At 67.7% G+C, this 19,456-nt stretch carries 29 protein-coding genes; 27 read left to right on the top strand and 2 right to left on the bottom strand.

Annotated elements, in window-relative coordinates; translation table 11 throughout:
- The first annotated feature begins 5 nt into the window (after positions 1-5).
- From rpsS to map, 18 genes are all read left to right on the top strand, one after another.
- Entirely contained in the window at positions 6-287 is a 282-nt protein-coding gene (gene rpsS / locus AC3WLB_RS05170; protein ID WP_022897962.1) for a 30S ribosomal protein S19, read from the top strand.
- Between the two features lie 27 nt (positions 288-314).
- Complete coding sequence (gene rplV, locus AC3WLB_RS05165; protein ID WP_022897963.1) at positions 315-707, top strand: 50S ribosomal protein L22; 393 nt, start codon at positions 315-317, stop codon at positions 705-707.
- Positions 707-1,471 (top strand): 30S ribosomal protein S3, encoded by a 765-nt coding sequence (gene rpsC / locus AC3WLB_RS05160; RefSeq protein ID WP_022897964.1) that lies wholly within the window; start codon positions 707-709, stop codon positions 1,469-1,471. The genes rplV and rpsC overlap by 1 nt, the downstream gene beginning before the upstream one ends.
- 2 nt (positions 1,472-1,473) lie before the next feature.
- Positions 1,474-1,893 (top strand): 50S ribosomal protein L16, encoded by a 420-nt coding sequence (gene rplP / locus AC3WLB_RS05155; protein ID WP_022897965.1) that lies wholly within the window; start codon positions 1,474-1,476, stop codon positions 1,891-1,893.
- Entirely contained in the window at positions 1,893-2,210 is a 318-nt protein-coding gene (gene rpmC, locus AC3WLB_RS05150; RefSeq protein WP_022897966.1) for a 50S ribosomal protein L29, read from the top strand. Before rplP ends, rpmC begins: the two co-directional genes overlap by 1 nt.
- Positions 2,210-2,533, top strand: a complete 324-nt coding sequence (gene rpsQ / locus AC3WLB_RS05145) for a 30S ribosomal protein S17 (protein ID WP_022897967.1) — start codon at positions 2,210-2,212, stop codon at positions 2,531-2,533. Before rpmC ends, rpsQ begins: the two co-directional genes overlap by 1 nt.
- 1 nt (position 2,534) lies before the next feature.
- Complete coding sequence (rplN, locus tag AC3WLB_RS05140) at positions 2,535-2,903, top strand: 50S ribosomal protein L14 (protein ID WP_022897968.1); 369 nt, start codon at positions 2,535-2,537, stop codon at positions 2,901-2,903.
- Between the two features lie 2 nt (positions 2,904-2,905).
- Positions 2,906-3,265 (top strand): 50S ribosomal protein L24, encoded by a 360-nt coding sequence (gene rplX / locus AC3WLB_RS05135; protein WP_022897969.1) that lies wholly within the window; start codon positions 2,906-2,908, stop codon positions 3,263-3,265.
- Positions 3,265-3,858 (top strand): 50S ribosomal protein L5, encoded by a 594-nt coding sequence (gene rplE / locus AC3WLB_RS05130; protein ID WP_492503879.1) that lies wholly within the window; start codon positions 3,265-3,267, stop codon positions 3,856-3,858. The genes rplX and rplE overlap by 1 nt, the downstream gene beginning before the upstream one ends.
- 76 nt (positions 3,859-3,934) lie before the next feature.
- Positions 3,935-4,333 carry a 30S ribosomal protein S8 gene (rpsH, locus tag AC3WLB_RS05125; RefSeq protein WP_022897971.1) on the top strand — a complete coding sequence of 133 codons (399 nt, stop codon included), beginning with the start codon at positions 3,935-3,937 and terminating at the stop codon, positions 4,331-4,333.
- Between the two features lie 6 nt (positions 4,334-4,339).
- Entirely contained in the window at positions 4,340-4,876 is a 537-nt protein-coding gene (gene rplF, locus AC3WLB_RS05120; protein ID WP_022897972.1) for a 50S ribosomal protein L6, read from the top strand.
- Between the two features lie 3 nt (positions 4,877-4,879).
- Entirely contained in the window at positions 4,880-5,251 is a 372-nt protein-coding gene (rplR, locus tag AC3WLB_RS05115) for a 50S ribosomal protein L18 (RefSeq protein ID WP_022897973.1), read from the top strand.
- A complete protein-coding gene (gene rpsE, locus AC3WLB_RS05110; RefSeq protein WP_022897974.1) occupies positions 5,248-5,943 on the top strand; it encodes a 30S ribosomal protein S5 in 696 nt (231 codons plus the stop codon). The genes rplR and rpsE overlap by 4 nt, the downstream gene beginning before the upstream one ends.
- On the top strand, positions 5,943-6,128 hold the full coding sequence (gene rpmD, locus AC3WLB_RS05105) for a 50S ribosomal protein L30 (protein WP_022897975.1): 186 nt from the start codon (positions 5,943-5,945) through the stop codon (positions 6,126-6,128). Before rpsE ends, rpmD begins: the two co-directional genes overlap by 1 nt.
- Positions 6,128-6,847 (top strand): 50S ribosomal protein L15, encoded by a 720-nt coding sequence (rplO, locus tag AC3WLB_RS05100; protein ID WP_492503876.1) that lies wholly within the window; start codon positions 6,128-6,130, stop codon positions 6,845-6,847. Before rpmD ends, rplO begins: the two co-directional genes overlap by 1 nt.
- A 132-nt stretch (positions 6,848-6,979) precedes the next feature.
- The gene (secY, locus tag AC3WLB_RS05095; RefSeq protein ID WP_492503874.1) at positions 6,980-8,302 is read left to right on the top strand and encodes a preprotein translocase subunit SecY; all 1,323 of its coding nucleotides are present in this window, start codon (positions 6,980-6,982) and stop codon (positions 8,300-8,302) included.
- Positions 8,299-8,904 (top strand): adenylate kinase, encoded by a 606-nt coding sequence (locus AC3WLB_RS05090; protein WP_492503872.1) that lies wholly within the window; start codon positions 8,299-8,301, stop codon positions 8,902-8,904. The genes secY and AC3WLB_RS05090 overlap by 4 nt, the downstream gene beginning before the upstream one ends.
- Complete coding sequence (map, locus tag AC3WLB_RS05085; protein ID WP_492503870.1) at positions 8,901-9,755, top strand: type I methionyl aminopeptidase; 855 nt, start codon at positions 8,901-8,903, stop codon at positions 9,753-9,755. Before AC3WLB_RS05090 ends, map begins: the two co-directional genes overlap by 4 nt.
- Here map and AC3WLB_RS05080 read toward each other — a convergent pair.
- Positions 9,752-10,792 carry an ABC transporter permease gene (locus tag AC3WLB_RS05080; RefSeq protein WP_492503868.1) on the bottom strand — a complete coding sequence of 347 codons (1,041 nt, stop codon included), beginning with the start codon at positions 10,790-10,792 and terminating at the stop codon, positions 9,752-9,754. The two genes, map and AC3WLB_RS05080, sit on opposite strands and share 4 nt — an antisense overlap.
- Positions 10,793-10,826: 34 nt before the next feature.
- A complete protein-coding gene (locus AC3WLB_RS05075) occupies positions 10,827-12,749 on the bottom strand; it encodes a BglG family transcription antiterminator (protein WP_492503866.1) in 1,923 nt (640 codons plus the stop codon).
- A gap of 116 nt (positions 12,750-12,865) precedes the next feature.
- Between AC3WLB_RS05075 and AC3WLB_RS05070 the strand changes: the two genes are divergently transcribed.
- From AC3WLB_RS05070 to rpsM, 9 genes are all read left to right on the top strand, one after another.
- Positions 12,866-13,243, top strand: coding sequence for a PTS sugar transporter subunit IIB (locus AC3WLB_RS05070; protein WP_492503864.1), 378 nt, complete (start codon positions 12,866-12,868; stop codon positions 13,241-13,243).
- Positions 13,225-13,494, top strand: a complete 270-nt coding sequence (locus tag AC3WLB_RS05065; protein ID WP_492503862.1) for an HPr family phosphocarrier protein — start codon at positions 13,225-13,227, stop codon at positions 13,492-13,494. Before AC3WLB_RS05070 ends, AC3WLB_RS05065 begins: the two co-directional genes overlap by 19 nt.
- Complete coding sequence (gene ptsP, locus AC3WLB_RS05060) at positions 13,494-15,188, top strand: phosphoenolpyruvate--protein phosphotransferase (protein WP_492503860.1); 1,695 nt, start codon at positions 13,494-13,496, stop codon at positions 15,186-15,188. The genes AC3WLB_RS05065 and ptsP overlap by 1 nt, the downstream gene beginning before the upstream one ends.
- 5 nt (positions 15,189-15,193) lie before the next feature.
- Positions 15,194-16,786 (top strand): PTS mannitol transporter subunit IIBC, encoded by a 1,593-nt coding sequence (locus AC3WLB_RS05055; protein ID WP_492503858.1) that lies wholly within the window; start codon positions 15,194-15,196, stop codon positions 16,784-16,786.
- Between the two features lie 25 nt (positions 16,787-16,811).
- Complete coding sequence (locus tag AC3WLB_RS05050) at positions 16,812-17,243, top strand: PTS mannitol transporter subunit IIA (protein WP_031284364.1); 432 nt, start codon at positions 16,812-16,814, stop codon at positions 17,241-17,243.
- A 9-nt stretch (positions 17,244-17,252) separates the two neighbouring features.
- Positions 17,253-18,401, top strand: a complete 1,149-nt coding sequence (locus AC3WLB_RS05045) for a mannitol-1-phosphate 5-dehydrogenase (RefSeq protein ID WP_492503855.1) — start codon at positions 17,253-17,255, stop codon at positions 18,399-18,401.
- 122 nt (positions 18,402-18,523) lie between these two features.
- Positions 18,524-18,745, top strand: coding sequence for a translation initiation factor IF-1 (gene infA, locus AC3WLB_RS05040; RefSeq protein WP_022883252.1), 222 nt, complete (start codon positions 18,524-18,526; stop codon positions 18,743-18,745).
- 63 nt (positions 18,746-18,808) lie between these two features.
- A complete protein-coding gene (rpmJ, locus tag AC3WLB_RS05035; protein WP_022898361.1) occupies positions 18,809-18,925 on the top strand; it encodes a 50S ribosomal protein L36 in 117 nt (38 codons plus the stop codon).
- A gap of 126 nt (positions 18,926-19,051) precedes the next feature.
- The gene (gene rpsM, locus AC3WLB_RS05030; RefSeq protein WP_171703640.1) at positions 19,052-19,429 is read left to right on the top strand and encodes a 30S ribosomal protein S13; all 378 of its coding nucleotides are present in this window, start codon (positions 19,052-19,054) and stop codon (positions 19,427-19,429) included.
- The last annotated feature ends 27 nt before the right edge of the window (positions 19,430-19,456 follow it).

Here is a 19,456-nt window from a genome sequence, read left to right as displayed (position 1 = left end):
AGAAAATGCCACGCAGTCTCAAAAAGGGCCCCTTCGTTGACGACCACCTGTACCGCAAGGTCGTCACGCAGAACGAAGCCGGCTCGAAGAACGTCATCAAGACCTGGTCACGCCGATCGATGATCATCCCCGCGTTCCTCGGTCACACGATCGCCGTGCACGACGGTCGCAAGCACATCCCGGTGTTCATCACCGAGACCATGGTGGGTCACAAGCTCGGCGAGTTCGCCCCCACCCGCACCTTCCGTGGTCACGTGAAGGACGACAAGAAGGGCCGTCGCCGCTAACCGCGGTGGCGTGAAGGAGGAAGAGAAATGGTGGAGTCGATCGCACGCGTGCGTCACATCCGCGTCACCCCCATGAAGGCCCGTCGTGTCGTCAACATGATCCGAGGCCGTCAGGCCGTGGAGGCCCTGGCCATCCTGAAGTTCGCCCCGCAGGGCGCTTCGGAGCCCGTGTACAAGCTGGTCGCCTCGGCGATCGCGAACGCCCGGGTCAAGGCAGACGCCTCGAACAGCTACCTCGACGAGCAGGACCTCTTCGTGTCGAAGGCGTTCGTCGACGAGGGCACCACGCTCAAGCGCTTCCAGCCCCGTGCTCAGGGACGCGCGTTCCGCATCAACAAGCGCACCAGCCACATCACCATCGTCCTGGCCACGCCGGACGAGGCGGATGTCGCGGCCGCGAGCAAGAAGGCGAGCAAGTAATGGGCCAGAAAGTCAATCCGTACGGCTTCCGCCTCGGAATCACCACCGACCACGTGTCGCGCTGGTTCTCCGACAGCACGAAGAAGGGTCAGCGTTACAGCGACTACGTGGCTGAGGACGTCAAGATCCGCAACCTGCTGAAGACGAGCCTCGACCGCGCCGGTGTGGCGAAGATCGAGATCGAGCGCACCCGTGACCGCGTGCGTGTGGACATCCACACCGCTCGCCCGGGCATCGTGATCGGCCGCCGCGGCGCCGAGGCCGAGCGCATCCGCGCCGACCTCGAGAAGCTCACCGGCAAGCAGATCCAGCTGAACATCCTCGAGGTGAAGAACCCCGAGGCCGAGGCTCAGCTCGTGGCGCAGGGCATCGCCGAGCAGCTCACCGCTCGCGTGGCGTTCCGCCGTGCGATGCGCAAGGGCCTGCAGGGCGCTCAGCGCGCCGGTGCCAAGGGTGTCCGCATCCAGGTCTCCGGCCGTCTCGGCGGCGCGGAGATGAGCCGCTCGGAGTTCTACCGCGAAGGCCGCGTGCCGCTGCACACGCTGCGCGCCAACATCGACTACGGCTTCTACGAGGCCAAGACGACGTTCGGCCGCATCGGCGTGAAGGTCTGGATCTACAAGGGCGACATCACCAACAAGGAGCTCGCCCGCGAGCAGGCCAACCAGAAGTCGACGCGCCCCGAGCGCGGCGACCGTGACCGTCCGCGCCGGAACTCCGCCCCCAAGGCGGACGCCCCGGTTGCAGCAGGAGTTGAGGCGTAACCATGCTTATCCCCCGTCGAGTCAAGCACCGCAAGCAGCACCACCCCGGCCGCAGTGGCCAGGCCACCGGTGGCACCAAGGTGAGCTTCGGTGAGTACGGCATCCAGGCCCTTACCCCCGCGTACGTGACCAACCGTCAGATCGAGTCCGCTCGTATCGCGATGACCCGTCACATCAAGCGTGGTGGAAAGGTGTGGATCAACATCTACCCCGACCGTCCGCTCACCAAGAAGCCGGCTGAGACCCGCATGGGTTCCGGTAAGGGCTCGCCCGAGTGGTGGGTCGCGAACGTCAAGCCGGGCCGTGTGCTGTTCGAGCTGAGCGGGGTCAACGAGACCATCGCTCGCGAGGCACTCACCCGTGCAATCCACAAGCTGCCGCTCAAGGCACGCATCATCAAGCGCGAGGAGGGCGACGCGTAATGGCGATCGGTTCCAAGGAGCTCGCCCCGGCGGAGCTCGACACGTTCGAAGATTCTCGACTTCTCGAGGAGCTTCGCAAGGCCAAGGAAGAGCTGTTCAACCTGCGCTTCCAGTCGGCGACCGGACAGCTCGAGAGCCACGGCCGCCTGCGCGCCGTGAAGCGCGACATCGCCCGGATCTACACGATCATCCGCGAGCGCGAGCTCGGCATCCGTGCGACGCCCGCCCCCGTCGAGGCCCCGGCCAAGACGACCCGTAAGTCCAAGAAGGCAGAGGCCGAGGCCCCTGCTGCTGACACCGAGGAGGCCGGCAAGTAATGGCTAAGACCGAAGAGAAGGTCGCGGGCGCCGGACACGAGTCGGCCGCCCACGACGTGAAGGATGAGGCGGCGCGCGGTTACCGCAAGGCCCGCCGCGGCTACGTCGTCAGCGACAAGATGGACAAGACCATCGTCGTCGAGGTCGAGGACCGCGTGAAGCACCCGCTGTACGGCAAGGTCATCCGCCGCACCTCGAAGGTGAAGGCGCACGACGAGGGCAACACGGCCGGCATCGGCGACCTCGTGGTCATCAACGAGACCCGCCCGCTGAGCGCCTCCAAGCGCTGGCGTCTGGTCGAGATCCTGGAGAAGGCGAAGTAACATGCTGCAGCAAGAATCACGAGTGAAGGTGGCCGACAACACCGGCGCCAAAGAGCTCCTGACGATTCGTGTGCTCGGTGGATCCGGCCGTCGCTACGCCGGTCTCGGCGATGTCATCGTCGCGACCGTGAAGGACGCCATCCCCGGCGGAAACGTCAAGAAGGGCGATGTGGTCAAGGCCGTCATCGTCCGCACCGTCAAGCAGACCCGTCGTCCCGACGGTTCCTACATCAAGTTCGACGAGAACGCCGCCGTGATCCTGAAGAACGACGGAGACCCCCGTGGCACCCGTATCTTCGGACCGGTCGGCCGTGAGCTCCGTGACAAGAAGTTCATGAAGATCATCTCGCTGGCACCGGAGGTCATCTAGTCATGGCAAAGATCAAGAAGGGCGACCTGGTTCAGGTCATCTCAGGCCCGAGCCAGGCCCGCGGCGGCGACCGCGGCAAGCAGGGTCGCGTCATCGAGGTGCTCGTGGAGAAGGACCGCGTCGTCGTCGAGGGCGTGAACTTCGTCACGAAGCACGTGCGCGTCGGCCAGACCCAGCGCGGCACCAAGACCGGCGGCATCGAGACCATGGAGGCGCCGATCCACGTGTCGAACGTGGCGCTCGTCGACCCCGAGACCAAGAAGCCGACCCGCGTCGGCCACCGCAACGAAGAAGTCACGAAGGACGGCGTCACCAAGACGGTCCGCGTTCGTTACGCGAAGAAGTCAGGTAAGGACCTCTGATGAGCACCGAGACTGCTGCGCCCGCTGGCAAAATCCAGCCGCGCCTGAAGCAGAAGTACAAGAGCGAGATCGTCGATCAGCTCACCAAGGACTTCGGATTCACGAACGTGCACCAGGTGCCCGGTCTCGTGAAGATCGTCGTGAACACCGGTGTCGGCGAGGCTGCCCGCGATGGCAAGATCATCGACGGCGCCGTGAAGGACCTCACCGCGATCACGGGTCAGAAGCCGCAGGTCACCAAGGCCCGCAAGTCGATCGCGCAGTTCAAGCTGCGTGAGGGACAGCCCATCGGCGCCCACGTCACCCTCCGTGGCGACCGCGCCTGGGAGTTCCTCGACCGGCTGCTCTCGCTGGCCCTGCCCCGCATCCGCGACTTCCGGGGTCTGTCGGACAAGCAGTTCGACGGCCGCGGCAACTACACCTTCGGTCTCCAGGAGCAGTCCGTGTTCCACGAGATCGACCAGGACAAGATCGACCGCGTGCGTGGTTTCGACATCACCGTCGTGACCACCGCGAAGACGGACGACGAAGGACGGGCGCTCCTCAAGGCGCTCGGGTTCCCCTTCAAGTCCGACGACAGCACCACCAACTAGCACCACTCACCCACGACGACCACAGGTCGGCATCCTCGGAAAGGGTGTCGAAACCAGGCGCGAAAGGCACCACATCATGACCATGACAGATCCGGTCGCAGACATGCTGACCAGACTGCGCAACGCGAACTCGGCGCACCACGACTCCGTGTCGATGCCGCACTCGAAGCTCAAGTCGCACATCGCCGACATCCTCAAGGCGGAGGGCTACATCTCCGGCTACGAGGTCACCGACGCCAAGGTCGGCCAGACGCTCACGCTGAACCTCAAGTTCGGCCCGAACCGCGAGCGTTCGATCGCGGGCATCAAGCGCGTCTCCAAGCCCGGCCTCCGCGTCTACGCGAAGTCGACCGAGATCCCCACCGTCCTCGGTGGCCTCGGCGTCGCCATCCTGTCCACCTCCTCGGGTCTGCTCACAGACCGTCAGGCGAGCAAGAAGGGCGTGGGTGGGGAAGTCCTCGCCTACGTGTGGTAACCGACAATGTCACGAATCGGACGTCTTCCCATCGACATCCCCGCCGGCGTCACTGTGACGATCGACGGCCAGGATGTCGCCGTCAAGGGCCCCAAGGGTGAGCTCGGTCTCACGATCAAGGCTCCCATCGCCGCATCCGTCGAGGAGAACCAGGTTCTGGTCACCCGGCCCGACGACGAGCGCGAGTCGCGTTCGCTGCACGGCCTGACCCGCACCCTGATCGCCAACCAGATCATCGGCGTCACCACCGGGTACTCCAAGAGCCTCGAGGTCGTCGGCACGGGTTACCGCGTCGCCGCCAAGGGCTCGGGTGTGGAGTTCGCGCTCGGTTACTCGCACCCCATCGCGGTCGAACCGCCCGCGGGCATCACGTTCACCGTCGAGGGCAACAACAAGCTCACGGTCAACGGCATCGACAAGCAGGCCGTCGGTGAGGTTGCCGCCAACATTCGCAAGCTGCGCAAGCCCGAGCCCTACAAGGGCAAGGGTGTGCGCTACGCCGGCGAGGTCGTTCGCCGCAAGGCCGGAAAGAGTGGTAAGTAAGCCATGGCTACTGTTACCAGAGGAAAGTCGAAGTCCGCTGCCCGCGACCGCCGGCACACGCGACTCCGCAAGAAGGTCGAAGGCACCCCGGCGCGTCCGCGCCTGGTCGTCACCCGTTCGGCTCGCCACGTCTTCGTGCAGGTCGTCGACGACAGCAAGGGTCACACCCTCGCCTCCGCGTCGACCCTCGAGGCCGACCTGCGCAGCTTCGACGGCGACAAGACCGCCAAGGCCAAGAAGGTCGGTGAGCTGGTCGCCGAGCGCGCCAAGCTCGCCGGTGTCGAGGCGGTCGTGTTCGACCGCGGAGGCAACCGCTACGCCGGTCGTGTCGCGGCCATCGCCGATGGAGCACGAGAGGGTGGTCTGGACCTGTGAGCACGGAAAACAACAAGGAGCAGGACGTGGCAGCAATTGCCGAAGCGCCCGTCGAGACGGCTGCCTCGAGCGGCCAGAACTCGACCGAGCCTCGCGAGGCCCGTCGTGGCGGCCGTGAGCGAAACCAGACCCGCGGTGACCGCGGTGGTCGCGACTCCGACAAGAGCAACTTCCTCGAGCGCGTGGTGACCATCAACCGCGTCTCCAAGGTCGTGAAGGGTGGTCGTCGCTTCAGCTTCACCGCTCTCGTGGTCGTCGGTGACGGCAACGGCCTGGTGGGTGTCGGTTACGGCAAGGCCCGCGAGGTGCCGACCGCGATCTCGAAGGGCGTCGAGGAGGCGAAGAAGAACTTCTTCCGCGTTCCTCGCGTCGGCAACACCATCCCCCACCCGGTTCAGGGTGAGGCGGCCGCCGGTGTGGTGCTCCTGCGCCCCGCCGCCGCGGGTACCGGTGTCATCGCCGGTGGTCCGGTGCGCGCCGTTCTCGAGTGCGCCGGCATCCACGACATCCTCTCGAAGTCGCTCGGCTCGTCGAACACGATCAACATCGTGCACGCGACCGTCGAGGCGCTGCAGCAGCTCGAAGAGCCGCGCGCAGTCGCCGCCCGCCGTGGCCTCGACTTCGAAGACGTCGCCCCGGCGCGCCTCGTGCGTGCGGAGGCCGACGCCCTAGCTGCGAAGGCAGGTGCATGATGGCCACGAGCCTGAAGGTGACCCAGATCAAGTCCAAGATCAGCGAGAAGCAGAACCAGCGTGACACGCTGCGCAGCCTCGGACTGAAGCGCATCGGCGACGTCGTCGTGCGCGAAGACAACGCCCAGAACCGTGGTTACGTGCGCACCGTCGCACACCTGGTGAAGGTCGAGGAGATTGACTAATGGCTGAGAACGAAGCCAAGGAGACCGCGAAGGCGGCTCCGAAGAAGGCCGCGGCCCCCAAGGCCGCCGCCGAGAAGGCTCCGGCTGAGAAGGCGGAGAAGGCTCCGGCCAAGGCTGCTGCCCCCAAGAAGGCTGCTGCCCCCAAGGCCGCTGCCGAGAAGGCCCCCGCCGAGAAGGCACCCGCGGAGAAGGCTGCGGCCGCCACCAAGGCGCCCGCCGCGAAGGCCCCGGCTGCCAAGGCTGCGGCGAAGAAGGACGACGCCGAGACCGCTGCTCCCCGCGAGCACGTGCTCAAGGTGCACCACCTCCGCCCGGCCCCCGGTGCCAAGAAGGCGCGCACGCGCGTCGGTCGTGGTGAGGGCTCGAAGGGTAAGACCGCGGGTCGCGGTACCAAGGGTACGAAGGCCCGCTACCAGGTCAAGGTCGGCTTCGAGGGTGGGCAGATGCCGCTGCACATGCGCACCCCGAAGCTGCGCGGCTTCAAGAACCCGTTCCGCGTGGAGTACCAGGTCGTGAACCTGGACGCTCTCGCCGAGCTCTACCCGAGCGGCGGCGATGTCACCATCGCCGACCTGGTCGCCAAGGGCGCGGTCCGCAAGAACGAAAAAGTGAAGGTTCTCGGCAATGGCGACATTGCGGTTAAGCTGAACGTTGCGGTCGACAAGGTCTCCGGCTCCGCCGAGCAGAAGATCGTCGCCGCAGGTGGTTCCGTCAAGTAGGTACCGCAAACCGGTAACCAGGTTCGTGGCTCTCGACGCGCTGCATCATCAGAATGATGTAGCCTGTCGAGGCCACGAACCCGGTCACCGGCTTTCTTGGCATTAAGCCACACACGCCGCAGGAGGCCCCTTTTGTTCAAAGCCGTCGCGAGGATCTTCCGCACGCCGGATCTCCGCCGGAAGATCGGCTTCACGCTCGGCATCGTCGCCCTGTTCCGCCTGGGGTCGTTCATCCCTGCGCCCTTCGTCGACTTCGGGAACGTGCAGACCTGTCTCGCCGCGAACCAGAACACGTCCGGCTTGTACGAGCTCGTCAACCTGTTCAGCGGTGGCGCTCTGCTCCAGCTGTCGATCTTCGCGCTGGGCATCATGCCGTACATCACGGCGTCGATCATCGTGCAGCTGCTGCGCGTGGTCATCCCGCACTTCGAGACCCTCTACAAGGAGGGCCAGGCGGGCCAGTCGAAGCTCACGCAGTACACCCGCTACCTGACGATCGCCCTCGGCATCCTGCAGTCGACGACCCTCATCACGGTGGCCCGGTCGGGCGCCCTCTTCGGCACCTCCACGGTCGCCGAGTGCGGCCAGCTCATCACCAACGACGCGTGGTACGCCATCCTCCTCATGGTCATCACCATGACCGCGGGCACCGGCGTGATCATGTGGTTCGGTGAGATGATCACCGAGCGCGGCATCGGCAACGGCATGTCGCTGCTCATCTTCACCTCGATCGCTGCTCGCTTCCCGGAGTCGCTTTGGCTCATCGCGCAGACCAAGAGCTTCGAGATCTTCCTCCTCGTGATCGCGGTCGGCCTCGCCGTCATGGCGCTCGTGGTGTTCGTCGAGCTCTCGCAGCGGCGCATCCCGGTGCAATACGCCAAGCGGGTGGTCGGCAGACGCACCTATGGCGGAAACAACACCTACATCCCCATCAAGGTCAACATGGCCGGTGTGGTGCCCGTCATCTTCGCGTCGTCACTGCTCTACCTGCCGGCGTTGATCGCGCAGTTCAACCAACCCGCACCCGGCCAGGCGCCGGCCGGCTGGGTGACCTGGATCAACAACTACCTGGTGCGCGGCGACCACCCGCTCTACATGCTGCTGTACTTCCTGCTCATCGTCGGGTTCACCTACTTCTACGTGGCCATCACCTTCAACCCCGAAGAGGTGGCCGACAACATGAAGAAGTTCGGCGGGTTCATCCCGGGCATCCGGGCCGGCCGGCCGACCGCTGAGTACCTCGACTACGTGCTCACCCGCATCACCCTGCCCGGCTCGATCTACCTCGGTTTGATCGCGCTGCTGCCTCTGATCGCCCTGGCGGCGGTGGGCGCCAACCAGAACTTCCCGTTCGGTGGCGCGTCCATCCTCATCATCGTGGGTGTGGGTCTCGAGACCGTGAAGCAGATCGACTCGCAGCTGCAGCAGCGCCACTACGAGGGACTGCTGCGATGACGGATGCGCCGAGCGAGCCGGTCGCGGCCGGCTCGCTCCGTCTGCTGCTGATCGGCCCGCCCGGCGCCGGCAAGGGCACGCAGGCGGCCCGTCTGTCGGAGGCCTACGGCATCCCGGCCATCTCCACCGGGGACATCTTCCGGGAGAACGTGAAGAACGGCACCGAGCTGGGCGTGAAGGCCAAGGAGTACATGGACGCGGGGAAGTACGTTCCCGACTCCCTCACCAACGATCTGGTGCGCGACCGACTCGGGCAGGCCGACACGGTCGACGGTTTCCTGCTCGACGGGTACCCGCGCACGCTGCAGCAGGTCGAAGAACTCGACGACATCCTCGGTGTCGCCGGCGCAACGCTCGACGCCGTGATCGTGCTGACCGCCGATACCGAAGAGGTCGTGTCGCGACTGCTCAAGCGCTCGGCCGAGCAGGGTCGGAGCGACGACACCGAAGAGGTCATCCGGCACCGCCTCGACGTCTATGCGGAGCAGACCGCGCCCCTCATCGACGTGTACGCGGCCCGTGGCCTCGTGGTGAACGTCGACGGTCTGGGTGAGATCGACGAGGTCACCGGGCGCATCATCGCCGCGCTCGCCAGTCGATGATCGGGCGTCGCGACAAGGGCATCTACAAGACGCCGGCCGAGCTGCGCCTCATGGTGGAGCCCGGTCTCGTCACCGCGGCATCGCTCTCGGCGGTGCGGGCGGCCATCCGGACGGGGCTGACGACGCTCGAGCTCGACGCGATCGCCGACCGCACCATCCGCTCGCTCGGCGGTGTCTCGAACTTCCAGATGGTGCCGGGCTACGCCCACACGGTGTGCACCTCGGTGAACGACGACATCGTGCACGGGATCCCGGGCGACCGCGTGCTCCAGCCCGGTGACATCGTGTCGATCGACAGCGGCGCCGACGTCGGCGGCTGGAACGGCGACTCCGCCATCACGATCGTGCTCGACGATCCGAGCCGCCCCGACGAGGTCGCCGCCCGCCGGCTGCTCTCCGACGTGACCGAGCAGGCGCTCTGGCACGGGATCGCGCGGCTGGCGACGGCACGGCACCTCAACGAGGTGGGCGAGGCGATCGAGGAGTTCGTCGAGGAGCATCCGTCGACCCTCGAAGGCGCTCAGTACGGCATCCTCACCGATTACATCGGACACGGCATCGGCCGGAGCATGCACGAGGCGCCGCCGGTGTTCAACTACCGGGTGCGTCAGCGCGGGCCCGAGGTGAAGCCCGGCCTGGTGGTGGCGATCGAGCCGATGATCACCGCCGGCACCACCGAGACCTACACGCGCGACGACGACTGGACGGTGGCCTCGGCCGACGGCAGCATGGCGAGCCACTGGGAGCACTCGGTGGCGGTGCACGCCGACGGCGTCTGGGTGCTCACAGCGGAGGACGGCGGGGCGGCGGGCCTCTCGCCCCTCGGCATCACCCCGGTTCCCATTCCCTAGCGGCGTTCGGCGCGCCGGCTCACGGCGATGGTGCCGCCCACCAGTGCGAGCGCGGCGAGCAGCACGTGGATGCCGAGGCCCACGTACCAGAGCGGAGCGCCCCACGACTCCACCGGCGCTTCGGGCAGCGCGGTGGTGGCGTTCTCACCGCACTCGTCGTCGATGCTCGCGATGGGCTGCGGAGACTGGGCCTGACGCACGTCTTTGGCTGTCGTCCCGAACCCGTCGCGCGGCCGGCCGGTGTCGTAGCGGTCGTGGGCTGACGCATCCGCCACCACCACGAACGGGTTGGCGATCAGCACGATCCAGTTCGGCAGCGCGGTCGGGGTGGTGGTCGTGACCGTGGTCGGCGGGAGGCACTCGACCTCCTCGGTCGTCTCGTTGTACTCCGACCCGATCGTGGTGACGGTCTCGGTCACATCCTTCACCGAACCGGTGCCCGGTGCGACGGCCGCCGTGCCGAGGGTGAGCAGCAGCACCACGGCGTAGCTGAGGAGAACGGATGCGACGCGCGAGTGGAGCAGGGCCGACAGGCCGACCGCGATGGCCGCCACCACGCCCAGCTCGACGATGCTCAGCAAGCCGGCGGTGACGAAGGTGAGGAACGAGACACCTCCGGCGAAGGCGGTGATGAGGAGCATGGGGCCGGCTGCTATCAGCACCCCCACCGCGAGAACCCAGCGGGCCAGCCAGGTGCCGAGCACGAGACCGGCGGGGCGGAGACCCTCAGGTGCGGGCGCGGGCGCCATCGCCGGCGCGGGCGCGGGGGCGTTCAGCGCACCGCCCGCGAGCAGCGGCAGCGTCGCGAAGCCGACGCCGAGCGCCACGAAGACCACGCCGGAGAAGGGCAGCCCGGCCAGGTGCCCCGAGGAGAACCCCTCGAACACCCACAGCACGACGGCCGTGATCACCGAGACCACCAGCGTCAGGCCGTACACCACGTACCAGGCGGGCCGGCGGAGGCCCCGTCTCACCTCGCTCGCGAAGACGCTTCGACTCCGGGCACGTCGACGGTCGGCACTGACTGCTGCGCTCATGTATTCCCCCTGCGCAGAGCTTAGCGGTGCCGGGTCAGGCGTCCATGACGTGGACGAGTTCGTCGATGAACGCGGGGAAGTCGGTGGCGCCCCGGACGATGCGCTGCAGGTCGTCGCGGTCGGAGAACACCTCGACGAGCTGGTCGAACACGTCCTGGAACGCCTTGCGCCCGCTCTCGCTGAACGCGATCAAGGCGATCACGTTCACCCGGTTCTCGCCCCACGGCATCGGCGTCTCGTTCACCACGACCGCGATGGCGGTGCGGCTCGCACTCATCTCCATCGCGTGCGGAACCGCCAGGGTGTCGGTGAACGCGGTCGACGACATCCGTTCGCGCTCGATCGCGCCCTCGACGTAGCTCTCGTCGATGACGCCGAGCGTCACCATCGCGTCGCCGAGCGTACGGATCATCGCCGCCTCGGTGGGCGCCGCGAGGTTGCGCCAGAACAGGCGCTCGTCGAAGTACTGCAGCAACTCGTCCTTGATCTGGGTTCGCCGCCGGTGCCGCCGCACCGTGGCGATGGCGCGCCGCACCGCCTCGAAGTCGGCGGCGGTGAGGAAGGGCTGGATGACCACCACGTTCTCGCCGCTCAGCGGCGCCTGGATGGTCGTGACCACGATGTCGGCGGAGAGCGCCGCCCAGTCGACGTCGGCCCGGGTGATGACGACCTCGACCTGCAGCTCGGCACCCAGTTCCGCCTCGAGCTTGGCGCGGAGGATCTCGTGCATATCGTAGTAGTTCGGGCACACGATGGCGCAGCTCACCCGCTCCTCGCGGAGGTTCTGCCGCTCGAGGTACGAGCCCACGTGCAGGGCGATGTAGGCGATCTCGTCGTCGTTGATGACGATGCCCTCGCGCCGCTGGATCTGGCTGGCGATGAACACCGCCAATTCGTAGATCATCGGGTAGGAGCCCTTGATCGAGCGGGTCATGGGGTTCCGCGAGTACGAGTTCTCCTGCGCCCGCGCGACGAGGTTGCGGATGTGCAGACCCAGCCGCACGATGAAGTCCTCGTCGTCGAGGTCGACCAGGTACTCCTCGCTGGCCAGCCGGATGATGCGCCGCGTCGCCTCGAGGTCGGACGGGTCGAGGTAGGTGGTGGCGACCGTCTCGGTGGGCTGGTCGTGACCGGGGGTGAGCACGCGGGTGGTGAGCAGCACCGAGAGATAGGTGAGCTCGCGGATGCCGAGGGCCGTGCCGAAGTGATCGCGCACGAGCCCGTCGAGTCGCTCGGCGATCTCCCGGATGGTCTCGGAGACCGCACGCTCCTCGGCCGGCTCGATCGACTGCTGCTTCGCCACCCGGTCGACCGCGATCGCCACGTGCAGCAGCACGTTGTTGATGGAGTACTCGTTGACGAAGTAGCCCTGCTCGTCGAGCATGGCCAGCAGGTCGGACTTGAACGCGCCGAGGTTCTCGGAGGCGAACTCGCGCTGGATGTTCGCCAGGTCGAGGAAGCCCTGCGCGCTCTCGTCGCGGAAGATGCGGCTGAGCAGCCGGCGCCGGTTGAGTTCGGTGCCGTCGAGCGTGACGGTGCTGCCCCGGCGCACCAGCGAGAGCCCGGCCTCCTCGACCAGCACCTTCGCCCGCCGCAGATCGGCCTCCACGGTGGAGTCGCTGATGTAGAGGCTCGAGGCGAGGTCGTAGACGTCGACGCCGGCCGGCGCGTCGCCGAGCGTGCGGATGATGAGGTGCACGCGCTCCCGCGGACTGCCGCCCGCCGCATCCCGCGTGCGCAGCCCGGCGACGAACGAGGCGTACGCCTCGCGGTTCAGCCGGTAGCCGCTGGTGGAGGAGACGACGACGTCGAGGGGCTTCGCGGCGGTCTTCACGCTGGTGACGTAGCTGCGCACACTGCGCGTGGTGACGCCGAGACGGTCGGCGAGCTCGCCCGCCGTCACCCAGTCGTCGCTGGCCGCCAGGTACTCCAGCAGCCTCTCGTACTTCGCTCTCATCACCAGTCACCCTAAACGCTTCGGCGTGCTTCCGGGGGTGCGGAAAGAAGGCTGGTGGCAGCGCGGATGCGTGTGTCGGAGGATCGGAGTGACGGAACAGACGCAAGGAGGCGTGCGTGGACAAGGTGCTGATCGTGTGCGGCGCGGGCGCGTCGAGCACCTTCTTCGCTCTCCGCCTGCGCGGCATCGCCCGGGCGCGCGGTCTCGACCTCACGGTTGAGGCCGGCACCCTCGCCGATGTCGCCGAACGACTGGCCGCCACGGACGTGCTGCTCGTCGGCCCGCACCTCGCGACGCAGTTCGCCGAGCTGCAGGCGGAAGCAGCTGCGGCCGGCACCCGCAGCGCGCTGCTTCCCGACACCGTCTTCCAGGCCGGCGGCGCCGAACACGCCGCCGATCTCGTGACCACCCTCCTCGCGGAGTCGCGGGGTTCGACCGACAGGCTCGCCGCCGAGCCGGATGAAGGAGAGCTGACATGGCTGAACGAACGGTAGAGCTGGCATCGACCCACGGGCTGCACGCGCGCCCCGCGACGATCTTCACGCAGGCGGTCGCGAAGGCGGGCGTTCCGGTGCAGATCGCCAAGGCCGGTGGCAAGCCGGTCAATGCCGCGAGCATCCTCGGCGTCATCTCGCTCGGCATCGAACAGGGCGACACGCTGACGCTCGTCTCCGACGACCCCTCGGCCGACGCCGTGCTCGACGAGCTGGTGACGCTGCTCGCCTCGAACCTGGACGCCGAGTAATGGCTGCCGCCACCCTCACCGGCACCGGCATCGGCCGCGGCGTCGCGGTGGGCACGGTGCTCCGGATGCCCGACCCCCTGCCCGCCCCTGAGGAGACCCCGAGCACGCTCACGCCCGACGCCGAGAAGGAGCGCGCGCGTGCGTCGCTGGCCGCGACCGCCGCCGTCATCCGGCACCGCGGGGAGCGCGCGGGCGGCTCGGCGAAGGACGTGCTCGAGGCGCAGGCCTTCATGGCCGAGGACCCGACCCTGATCGACGACGTCGGTGCCCGCATCGACGGCGGCGCCACGGCCGAGCGCGCCGTCTACGAGGCGTTCGCGGCCTTCCGCGACCTGCTCGTCAGCATGGGCGGATACATGGGCGAGCGCGCGACCGACCTCGACGACGTCTCGCAGCGCGTCGTGGCCCACCTCCGTGGCGTTCCGGCCCCCGGCGTGCCCGACCCCGACTTCCCCTTCGTGCTCGTCGCCCGCGATCTCGCGCCGGCCGACACCGCCCTGCTCGACCTAAGCAAGGTGCTGGCGCTCGTGACCAGCGACGGCGGACCGACCTCGCACACGGCCATCCTCGCCCGCGAGAAGTCGATCGTCGCCGTGGTGGGCGTGGCGGACGCGCTCACCCTCGCCGATGGCACCGAGATCGTCGTGGATGCCGGCAGCGGCACGGTGACGGTCTCGCCGAGCGACGAGGAGCGAGCCGCGGCGATCGCTCGGGCCGCCGAGCTGAAAGCCTCCCGCAGCGCTGCGACCGGGCCGGGCCGGCTCGCCGACGGCACTCCGGTGCCGCTTCTGGCGAACCTCGGCTCGGCCGACGGCGCGGCGGATGCGCTCGAGAAGGGCGCCGAGGGCGTCGGCCTCTTCCGCACCGAGTTCCTCTTTCTCGACGCGGCCAGCGCGCCGACGGTCGAGGAGCAGAAGGCGCAGTACCTGCGGCTGCTCCAGGCCTTCGCGGGCAAGAAGGTCGTGGTGCGCGCTCTCGACGCGGGGGCGGACAAGCCGCTCAGCTTCTTGAACGACGCGCCGGAGGAGAACCCGGCGCTCGGCCTCCGCGGCCTTCGTGCGCTGCGGGCCAACGAGCCGATCCTGCGCGACCAGTTGACCGCGCTCGCCGCCGCCGAGGCGGAGAGCGATGCCGAGGTGTGGGTGATGGCGCCGATGGTCTCGACCGTCGAGGAGACCCGCTACTTCACGGCCCTCGCCCGCGAGGTGGGGCTGACGACCGCGGGGGTGATGGTGGAGGTGCCGTCCTCGGCCCTCCTGGCCGACCGCATCCTGGCCGACGCCGACTTCGCGTCGATCGGCACGAACGACCTCACCCAGTACACCCTCGCGGCCGACCGGCTGCTCGGCTCGGTGGCCTCGTTCCAGGACCCGTGGCATCCGGCCGTGCTGAAACTCGTGGGGGAGGTGGGCGCCGCCGGGCACGCCACGGGCAAGCCGGTCGGCATCTGCGGTGAAGCGGCGGCCGACCCGCTGCTCGCCGTGGTGCTCGTCGGCCTCGGCGCCACCACGCTCTCCATGTCGCCGTCGGCGCTCGCCGACGTGCGGGCCGAGCTGGCCCGCTTCACCCTCGACGACGCGCGGCGCTTCGCCGATCTGGCCCTGTCGGCCGACAGCGCCGTCGAGGCCCGCGCCGCCGTCACCTCGGCGGCGGCCGCAGCACCTGCAGCAACAACCAACACAGAAACGGAGTAGTCGTCATGACAACGGCGTCAGAAACGAAGGCCGGAGGGGGAGCCCGGGTACGCGTGCAGCGTTTCGGCACCTTCCTCAGCGGCATGGTCATGCCCAACATCCCCGCGTTCATCGCGTGGGGGCTCATCACGAGCCTGTTCATCGCCACCGGCTGGTTGCCCAACGGCATCCTCGGCGGCTTCGGCAACGCGGATGCGATCGGCTGGCAGGGCGCGGCCACGGTGCTCGCGCAGGCCGACGACGGCACCACCTTCCAGCAGTACGTGGGCCTGGTCGGCCCGATCCTGACGTACCTGCTGCCGTTGCTGATCGCCAACACCGGTGGGCGCATGGTCTACGGTGCGCGAGGCGGGGTGGTCGGCACCATCGCGACGATGGGTGTGATCGTGGGTGCGAGCATCCCGATGTTCATCGGCGCCATGATCATGGGCCCGCTCGGAGCGTGGTTGATCAAGCAGGTCGACCGGATCTGGGCCGGCAAGATCCGTCCGGGATTCGAGATGCTGGTCGACAACTTCTCTGCGGGCATCCTCGGGTTCATCCTCGCGATCGCGGGCTTCTTCGGGATCGCCCCGGTCATCGAGTTCCTGTCGAAGGCTCTGGAGACCGGGGTGAACTGGCTGATCAGCATCGGCCTGCTGCCGCTGGCGTCGCTCCTCGTCGAGCCCGGCAAGGTGCTCTTCCTCAACAACGCGATCAACCACGGTGTCTTCACGCCGCTCGGCGCCATCCAGGTGCAGGAGAGTGGCAAGTCCATCCTGTTCCTCATCGAGGCCAACCCCGGGCCGGGCCTTGGAATCCTGCTCGCCTTCTCGATCTTCGGAATCGGATTGGCCAAGGCGAGCGCGCCCGGCGCGATCATCATCCAGTTCTTCGGCGGCATCCACGAGATCTACTTCCCGTACGTGCTGTCGAAGCCGATCACGATCCTGGCCGCCATCGCCGGCGGTGCCACGGGCGTCGCGGTCAACGTGCTGTTCAACTCGGGCCTTCGCGCGCCGGCCTCGCCCGGCAGCATCTTCGCGGTGCTGCTCCAGACGGCGCCGGACAGTTACATCGGCGTCATCCTGTCGGTGATCGCTGCTGCGGCCGTGTCGTTCCTCGTCACGTCGGTGATCCTGCGAGCGAGCCGGAAGCGGGACCTCGAACGTGGCGACGTGGGTGACCTGACGTCGGCGATCGCCAAGACCGAGGCGAACAAGGGCAAGGAGAGCTCGGTGCTCGGGAACCTGCGCGCCGAGGGCGTGCCGGCCGGCGACGCCGAGGCCGTGGCCGAGGAGACGTCGCTGCTCACCGACACCCGGCCGATCCGCAACATCGTGTTCGCCTGCGACGCGGGCATGGGGTCGAGCGCCATGGGCGCATCCGTGCTCCGCAATAAGATCAAGAAGGCCGGCATCGACGGCGTCACGGTGGTCAACAAGGCCATCGCGAACCTCGACGACGACGTCGACCTGGTGATCACCCAGCGCGAGCTGACCCCGCGGGCTCAGGAGCGCACGCCGAGTGCGGAACACGTCTCGGTGGACAACTTCATGAACAGCCCCCGGTACGACGAGGTCGTCGAGAAGCTGAAAGAGCAGCACTCCGCCGAGTAGGCGGGTGCGAGGAGAGGGAGAACCCATGTCCGTTCTGGAACCGTCGCAGATCCGCCTGTCGGGCACCGCGAAGAACAAGGAGGAGGCGATCGCCGAGGCCGCCGACATCCTGGTCGCCGCCGGCGCCGTCGCCCCGGAGTACCTCGACTACATGCTCCAGCGCGAAGCGACCGTCTCGACGTACATGGGGAACTTCCTCGCCATCCCGCACGGCACGAACGAGGGCAAGGACACCATCCTCGACTCCGCGCTCTCGTTCGTGCGGTACGACGAGCCGCTCGACTGGGGCGGCGAAGAAGTGCGCTTCGTGGTCGGCATCGCCGGCAAGGAAGGCGGGCACATGGAGATCCTCACGAAGATCGCCATCGTGTTCAGCGAGGAGGACGACGTCGAGCGGCTCCTCGCCGCCCAGTCGCCGGACGAGGTGCTCGAGATCCTCGGCGACATCAACGGATAGGTGGGCGACATGAAGGCCGTTCATTTCGGCGCCGGCAACATCGGCCGCGGGTTCGTGGGGCTCATCCTGCACGACGCCGGGTACGAGGTGGTGTTCGCCGACGTGAACACCGAGCTGATCGACGCGCTCGCCGCGTCCGAGAGCTACCGGGTGCGGGCGGTGGGGGAGAACTCCACCACCCGCACCGTCACGGGCTATCGCGCGCTCAACAGCGCCGCAGACGAGGATGGGGTGGTCGCCGAGATCGCGACCGCCGACGTCGTGACGACCGCGGTCGGCCCGAACATCCTGAAGTTCGTTGCTCCGGTCATCGCTCGCGGGCTCGAGGCGCGCGACTCCGCGCTGCCGCCCCTGACGGTGATGGCCTGCGAGAACGCCATCAACGCGACGGATGCACTGCGCGCCGAGATCGTCGGCCGGCTGAGCGGCGAGGGGGCGCCCGCGCTCGGGCGCGCGGTCTTCGCCAACACCGCCGTCGACCGCATCGTGCCGAACCAGGAGCCCGGCTCGGGCCTCGACGTCACGGTGGAGGACTTCTTCGAGTGGGCGATCGAGGCGGGGCCGTTCGGCGACGTGGTGCCGAGCATCCCCGACGCCCACTTCGTGCCCGACCTCGCGCCCTACATCGAGCGCAAGCTCTTCACCGTCAACACCGGCCACGCCACCGTGGCCTACCACGGCTGGATCGAGGGGGCGACGACCCTCGCCGACGCGCTCTCGGTGCCCGCCGTGTTCTCGGAGGTGCGTGCCGTGCTGGCCGAGACGAAGGCGCTGCTCGTGGCCAAGCACGAGTTCGACCCGGCCACCCAGGAGGCCTACCTCGAGAAGAACCTCGCACGGTTCGCCAACCCGTACCTCACCGACACCCCCGAGCGGGTGGGTCGCCAGCCGCTCCGCAAGATCAGCCGGCACGAGCGCTTCATCGGCCCGGCCGCCGAGCTCGCCGAGCGGGGTCTGGCGACGGATGCCCTGCTGCGTGCCGTGGGAGCGGCGCTGCGCTTCGATGCCCCGAGCGACCCGCAGACCGCCGAGCTCGGCGAGTTCCTCGACACCCTCACACCGGAGCAGTTCGCCGAGCAGGTCTGTGGGATCGCCCCCGCACATCCGCTGTTCGACGCGCTGGCCGGCACTATACGCTCGGTGCAAGCCTTTCGCTGATTGCGCACGGGCGTTTCTTCGCGTAAGCTTGATCTTTGGTGCTTTCGGCCCGTTTCGCATGCGCGTGATGAGCGCCGATCTCCGCACGACCAGCAAATCCTATTCTTAGCGACAGTGAGGCTATGGCCAAAAAAGACGGTGTTATCGAGATCGAGGGCGCGGTCGTCGAAGCCCTCCCGAACGCGATGTTCCGGGTGGAATTGACGAACGGTCACAAAGTGCTTGCCCACATCTCGGGCAAGATGCGCCAGCACTACATCCGCATCCTCCCCGAGGACCGCGTGATCGTGGAGTTGAGCCCTTACGACCTCACCCGTGGCCGGATCGTCTACCGCTACAAATAGGCGCTGCTGGAAAGTAACGGCCCGGCATTCTGCCGGGTACGAGGACAGCGAAGAGAGAAACAAATGAAGGTCAACCCCAGCGTCAAGCCCATCTGCGAGCACTGCCGCGTCATCCGCCGCAACGGCCGCGTGATGGTCATCTGCAAGAGCAATCCGCGCCACAAGCAGCGCCAGGGCTAGTAGCACCCGGCTCCGGCCGGTCTGAAGAGCAGAGCCAGGAACCCGAGCGATCGGGGGACACCCCAGGAGGAGGCCTGGGCACCGGTTCTGTCCGAAACCTCCACACATCACCAGGAGATAGCCACAATGGCACGTCTAGCAGGAGTTGACATCCCCCGCGACAAGCGCGTGGAAGTCGCACTCACGTACATCTACGGGGTGGGCCGCACTCGCGCGCTCAAGACCCTCGCCGACACCGAGATCTCGGGCGACATCCGCGTGAAGGATCTCACCGACGACCAGCTGGTCGCGCTCCGCGACTACATCGAGGGCAACTACAAGGTGGAGGGTGACCTGCGCCGCGAGGTCGCCGCCGACATCCGCCGCAAGGTCGAGATCGGCTCCTACGAGGGCGTCCGTCACCGCAAGGGCCTCCCGGTCCGCGGTCAGCGCACCAAGACCAACGCTCGCACCCGCAAGGGCCCGAAGCGCACCGTCGCCGGCAAGAAGAAGGCCGGCCGCTAAGCGCGCCGACTGACCAGGATTTCAGGA

This window comes from Herbiconiux sp. FW305-C-125, from assembly GCF_058783455.1.
Note: the sequence above shows the minus strand (reverse complement) of the source record. Positions and strands in the feature narration are given on the sequence as shown.

Bases quoted from the DNA above. Each gene is read 5' to 3' on its own strand.
- rpsS (WP_022897962.1), top strand. From the start codon at position 6: ATGCCACGCAGTCTCAAAAAGGGCCCCTTCGTTGACGACCACCTGTAC.
- rplV (WP_022897963.1), top strand. From the start codon at position 315: ATGGTGGAGTCGATCGCACGCGTGCGTCACATCCGCGTCACCCCCATG.
- rpsC (WP_022897964.1), top strand. From the start codon at position 707: ATGGGCCAGAAAGTCAATCCGTACGGCTTCCGCCTCGGAATCACCACC.
- rplP (WP_022897965.1), top strand. From the start codon at position 1,474: ATGCTTATCCCCCGTCGAGTCAAGCACCGCAAGCAGCACCACCCCGGC.
- rpmC (WP_022897966.1), top strand. From the start codon at position 1,893: ATGGCGATCGGTTCCAAGGAGCTCGCCCCGGCGGAGCTCGACACGTTC.
- rpsQ (WP_022897967.1), top strand. From the start codon at position 2,210: ATGGCTAAGACCGAAGAGAAGGTCGCGGGCGCCGGACACGAGTCGGCC.
- rplN (WP_022897968.1), top strand. From the start codon at position 2,535: ATGCTGCAGCAAGAATCACGAGTGAAGGTGGCCGACAACACCGGCGCC.
- rplX (WP_022897969.1), top strand. From the start codon at position 2,906: ATGGCAAAGATCAAGAAGGGCGACCTGGTTCAGGTCATCTCAGGCCCG.
- rplE (WP_492503879.1), top strand. From the start codon at position 3,265: ATGAGCACCGAGACTGCTGCGCCCGCTGGCAAAATCCAGCCGCGCCTG.
- rpsH (WP_022897971.1), top strand. From the start codon at position 3,935: ATGACCATGACAGATCCGGTCGCAGACATGCTGACCAGACTGCGCAAC.
- rplF (WP_022897972.1), top strand. From the start codon at position 4,340: ATGTCACGAATCGGACGTCTTCCCATCGACATCCCCGCCGGCGTCACT.
- rplR (WP_022897973.1), top strand. From the start codon at position 4,880: ATGGCTACTGTTACCAGAGGAAAGTCGAAGTCCGCTGCCCGCGACCGC.
- rpmD (WP_022897975.1), top strand. From the start codon at position 5,943: ATGGCCACGAGCCTGAAGGTGACCCAGATCAAGTCCAAGATCAGCGAG.
- rplO (WP_492503876.1), top strand. From the start codon at position 6,128: ATGGCTGAGAACGAAGCCAAGGAGACCGCGAAGGCGGCTCCGAAGAAG.
- AC3WLB_RS05090 (WP_492503872.1), top strand. From the start codon at position 8,299: ATGACGGATGCGCCGAGCGAGCCGGTCGCGGCCGGCTCGCTCCGTCTG.
- map (WP_492503870.1), top strand. From the start codon at position 8,901: ATGATCGGGCGTCGCGACAAGGGCATCTACAAGACGCCGGCCGAGCTG.
- AC3WLB_RS05080 (WP_492503868.1), bottom strand. From the start codon at position 10,792: ATGAGCGCAGCAGTCAGTGCCGACCGTCGACGTGCCCGGAGTCGAAGC.
- AC3WLB_RS05075 (WP_492503866.1), bottom strand. From the start codon at position 12,749: ATGAGAGCGAAGTACGAGAGGCTGCTGGAGTACCTGGCGGCCAGCGAC.
- AC3WLB_RS05065 (WP_492503862.1), top strand. From the start codon at position 13,225: ATGGCTGAACGAACGGTAGAGCTGGCATCGACCCACGGGCTGCACGCG.
- ptsP (WP_492503860.1), top strand. From the start codon at position 13,494: ATGGCTGCCGCCACCCTCACCGGCACCGGCATCGGCCGCGGCGTCGCG.
- AC3WLB_RS05055 (WP_492503858.1), top strand. From the start codon at position 15,194: ATGACAACGGCGTCAGAAACGAAGGCCGGAGGGGGAGCCCGGGTACGC.
- AC3WLB_RS05050 (WP_031284364.1), top strand. From the start codon at position 16,812: ATGTCCGTTCTGGAACCGTCGCAGATCCGCCTGTCGGGCACCGCGAAG.
- AC3WLB_RS05045 (WP_492503855.1), top strand. From the start codon at position 17,253: ATGAAGGCCGTTCATTTCGGCGCCGGCAACATCGGCCGCGGGTTCGTG.
- infA (WP_022883252.1), top strand. From the start codon at position 18,524: ATGGCCAAAAAAGACGGTGTTATCGAGATCGAGGGCGCGGTCGTCGAA.
- rpmJ (WP_022898361.1), top strand. From the start codon at position 18,809: ATGAAGGTCAACCCCAGCGTCAAGCCCATCTGCGAGCACTGCCGCGTC.
- rpsM (WP_171703640.1), top strand. From the start codon at position 19,052: ATGGCACGTCTAGCAGGAGTTGACATCCCCCGCGACAAGCGCGTGGAA.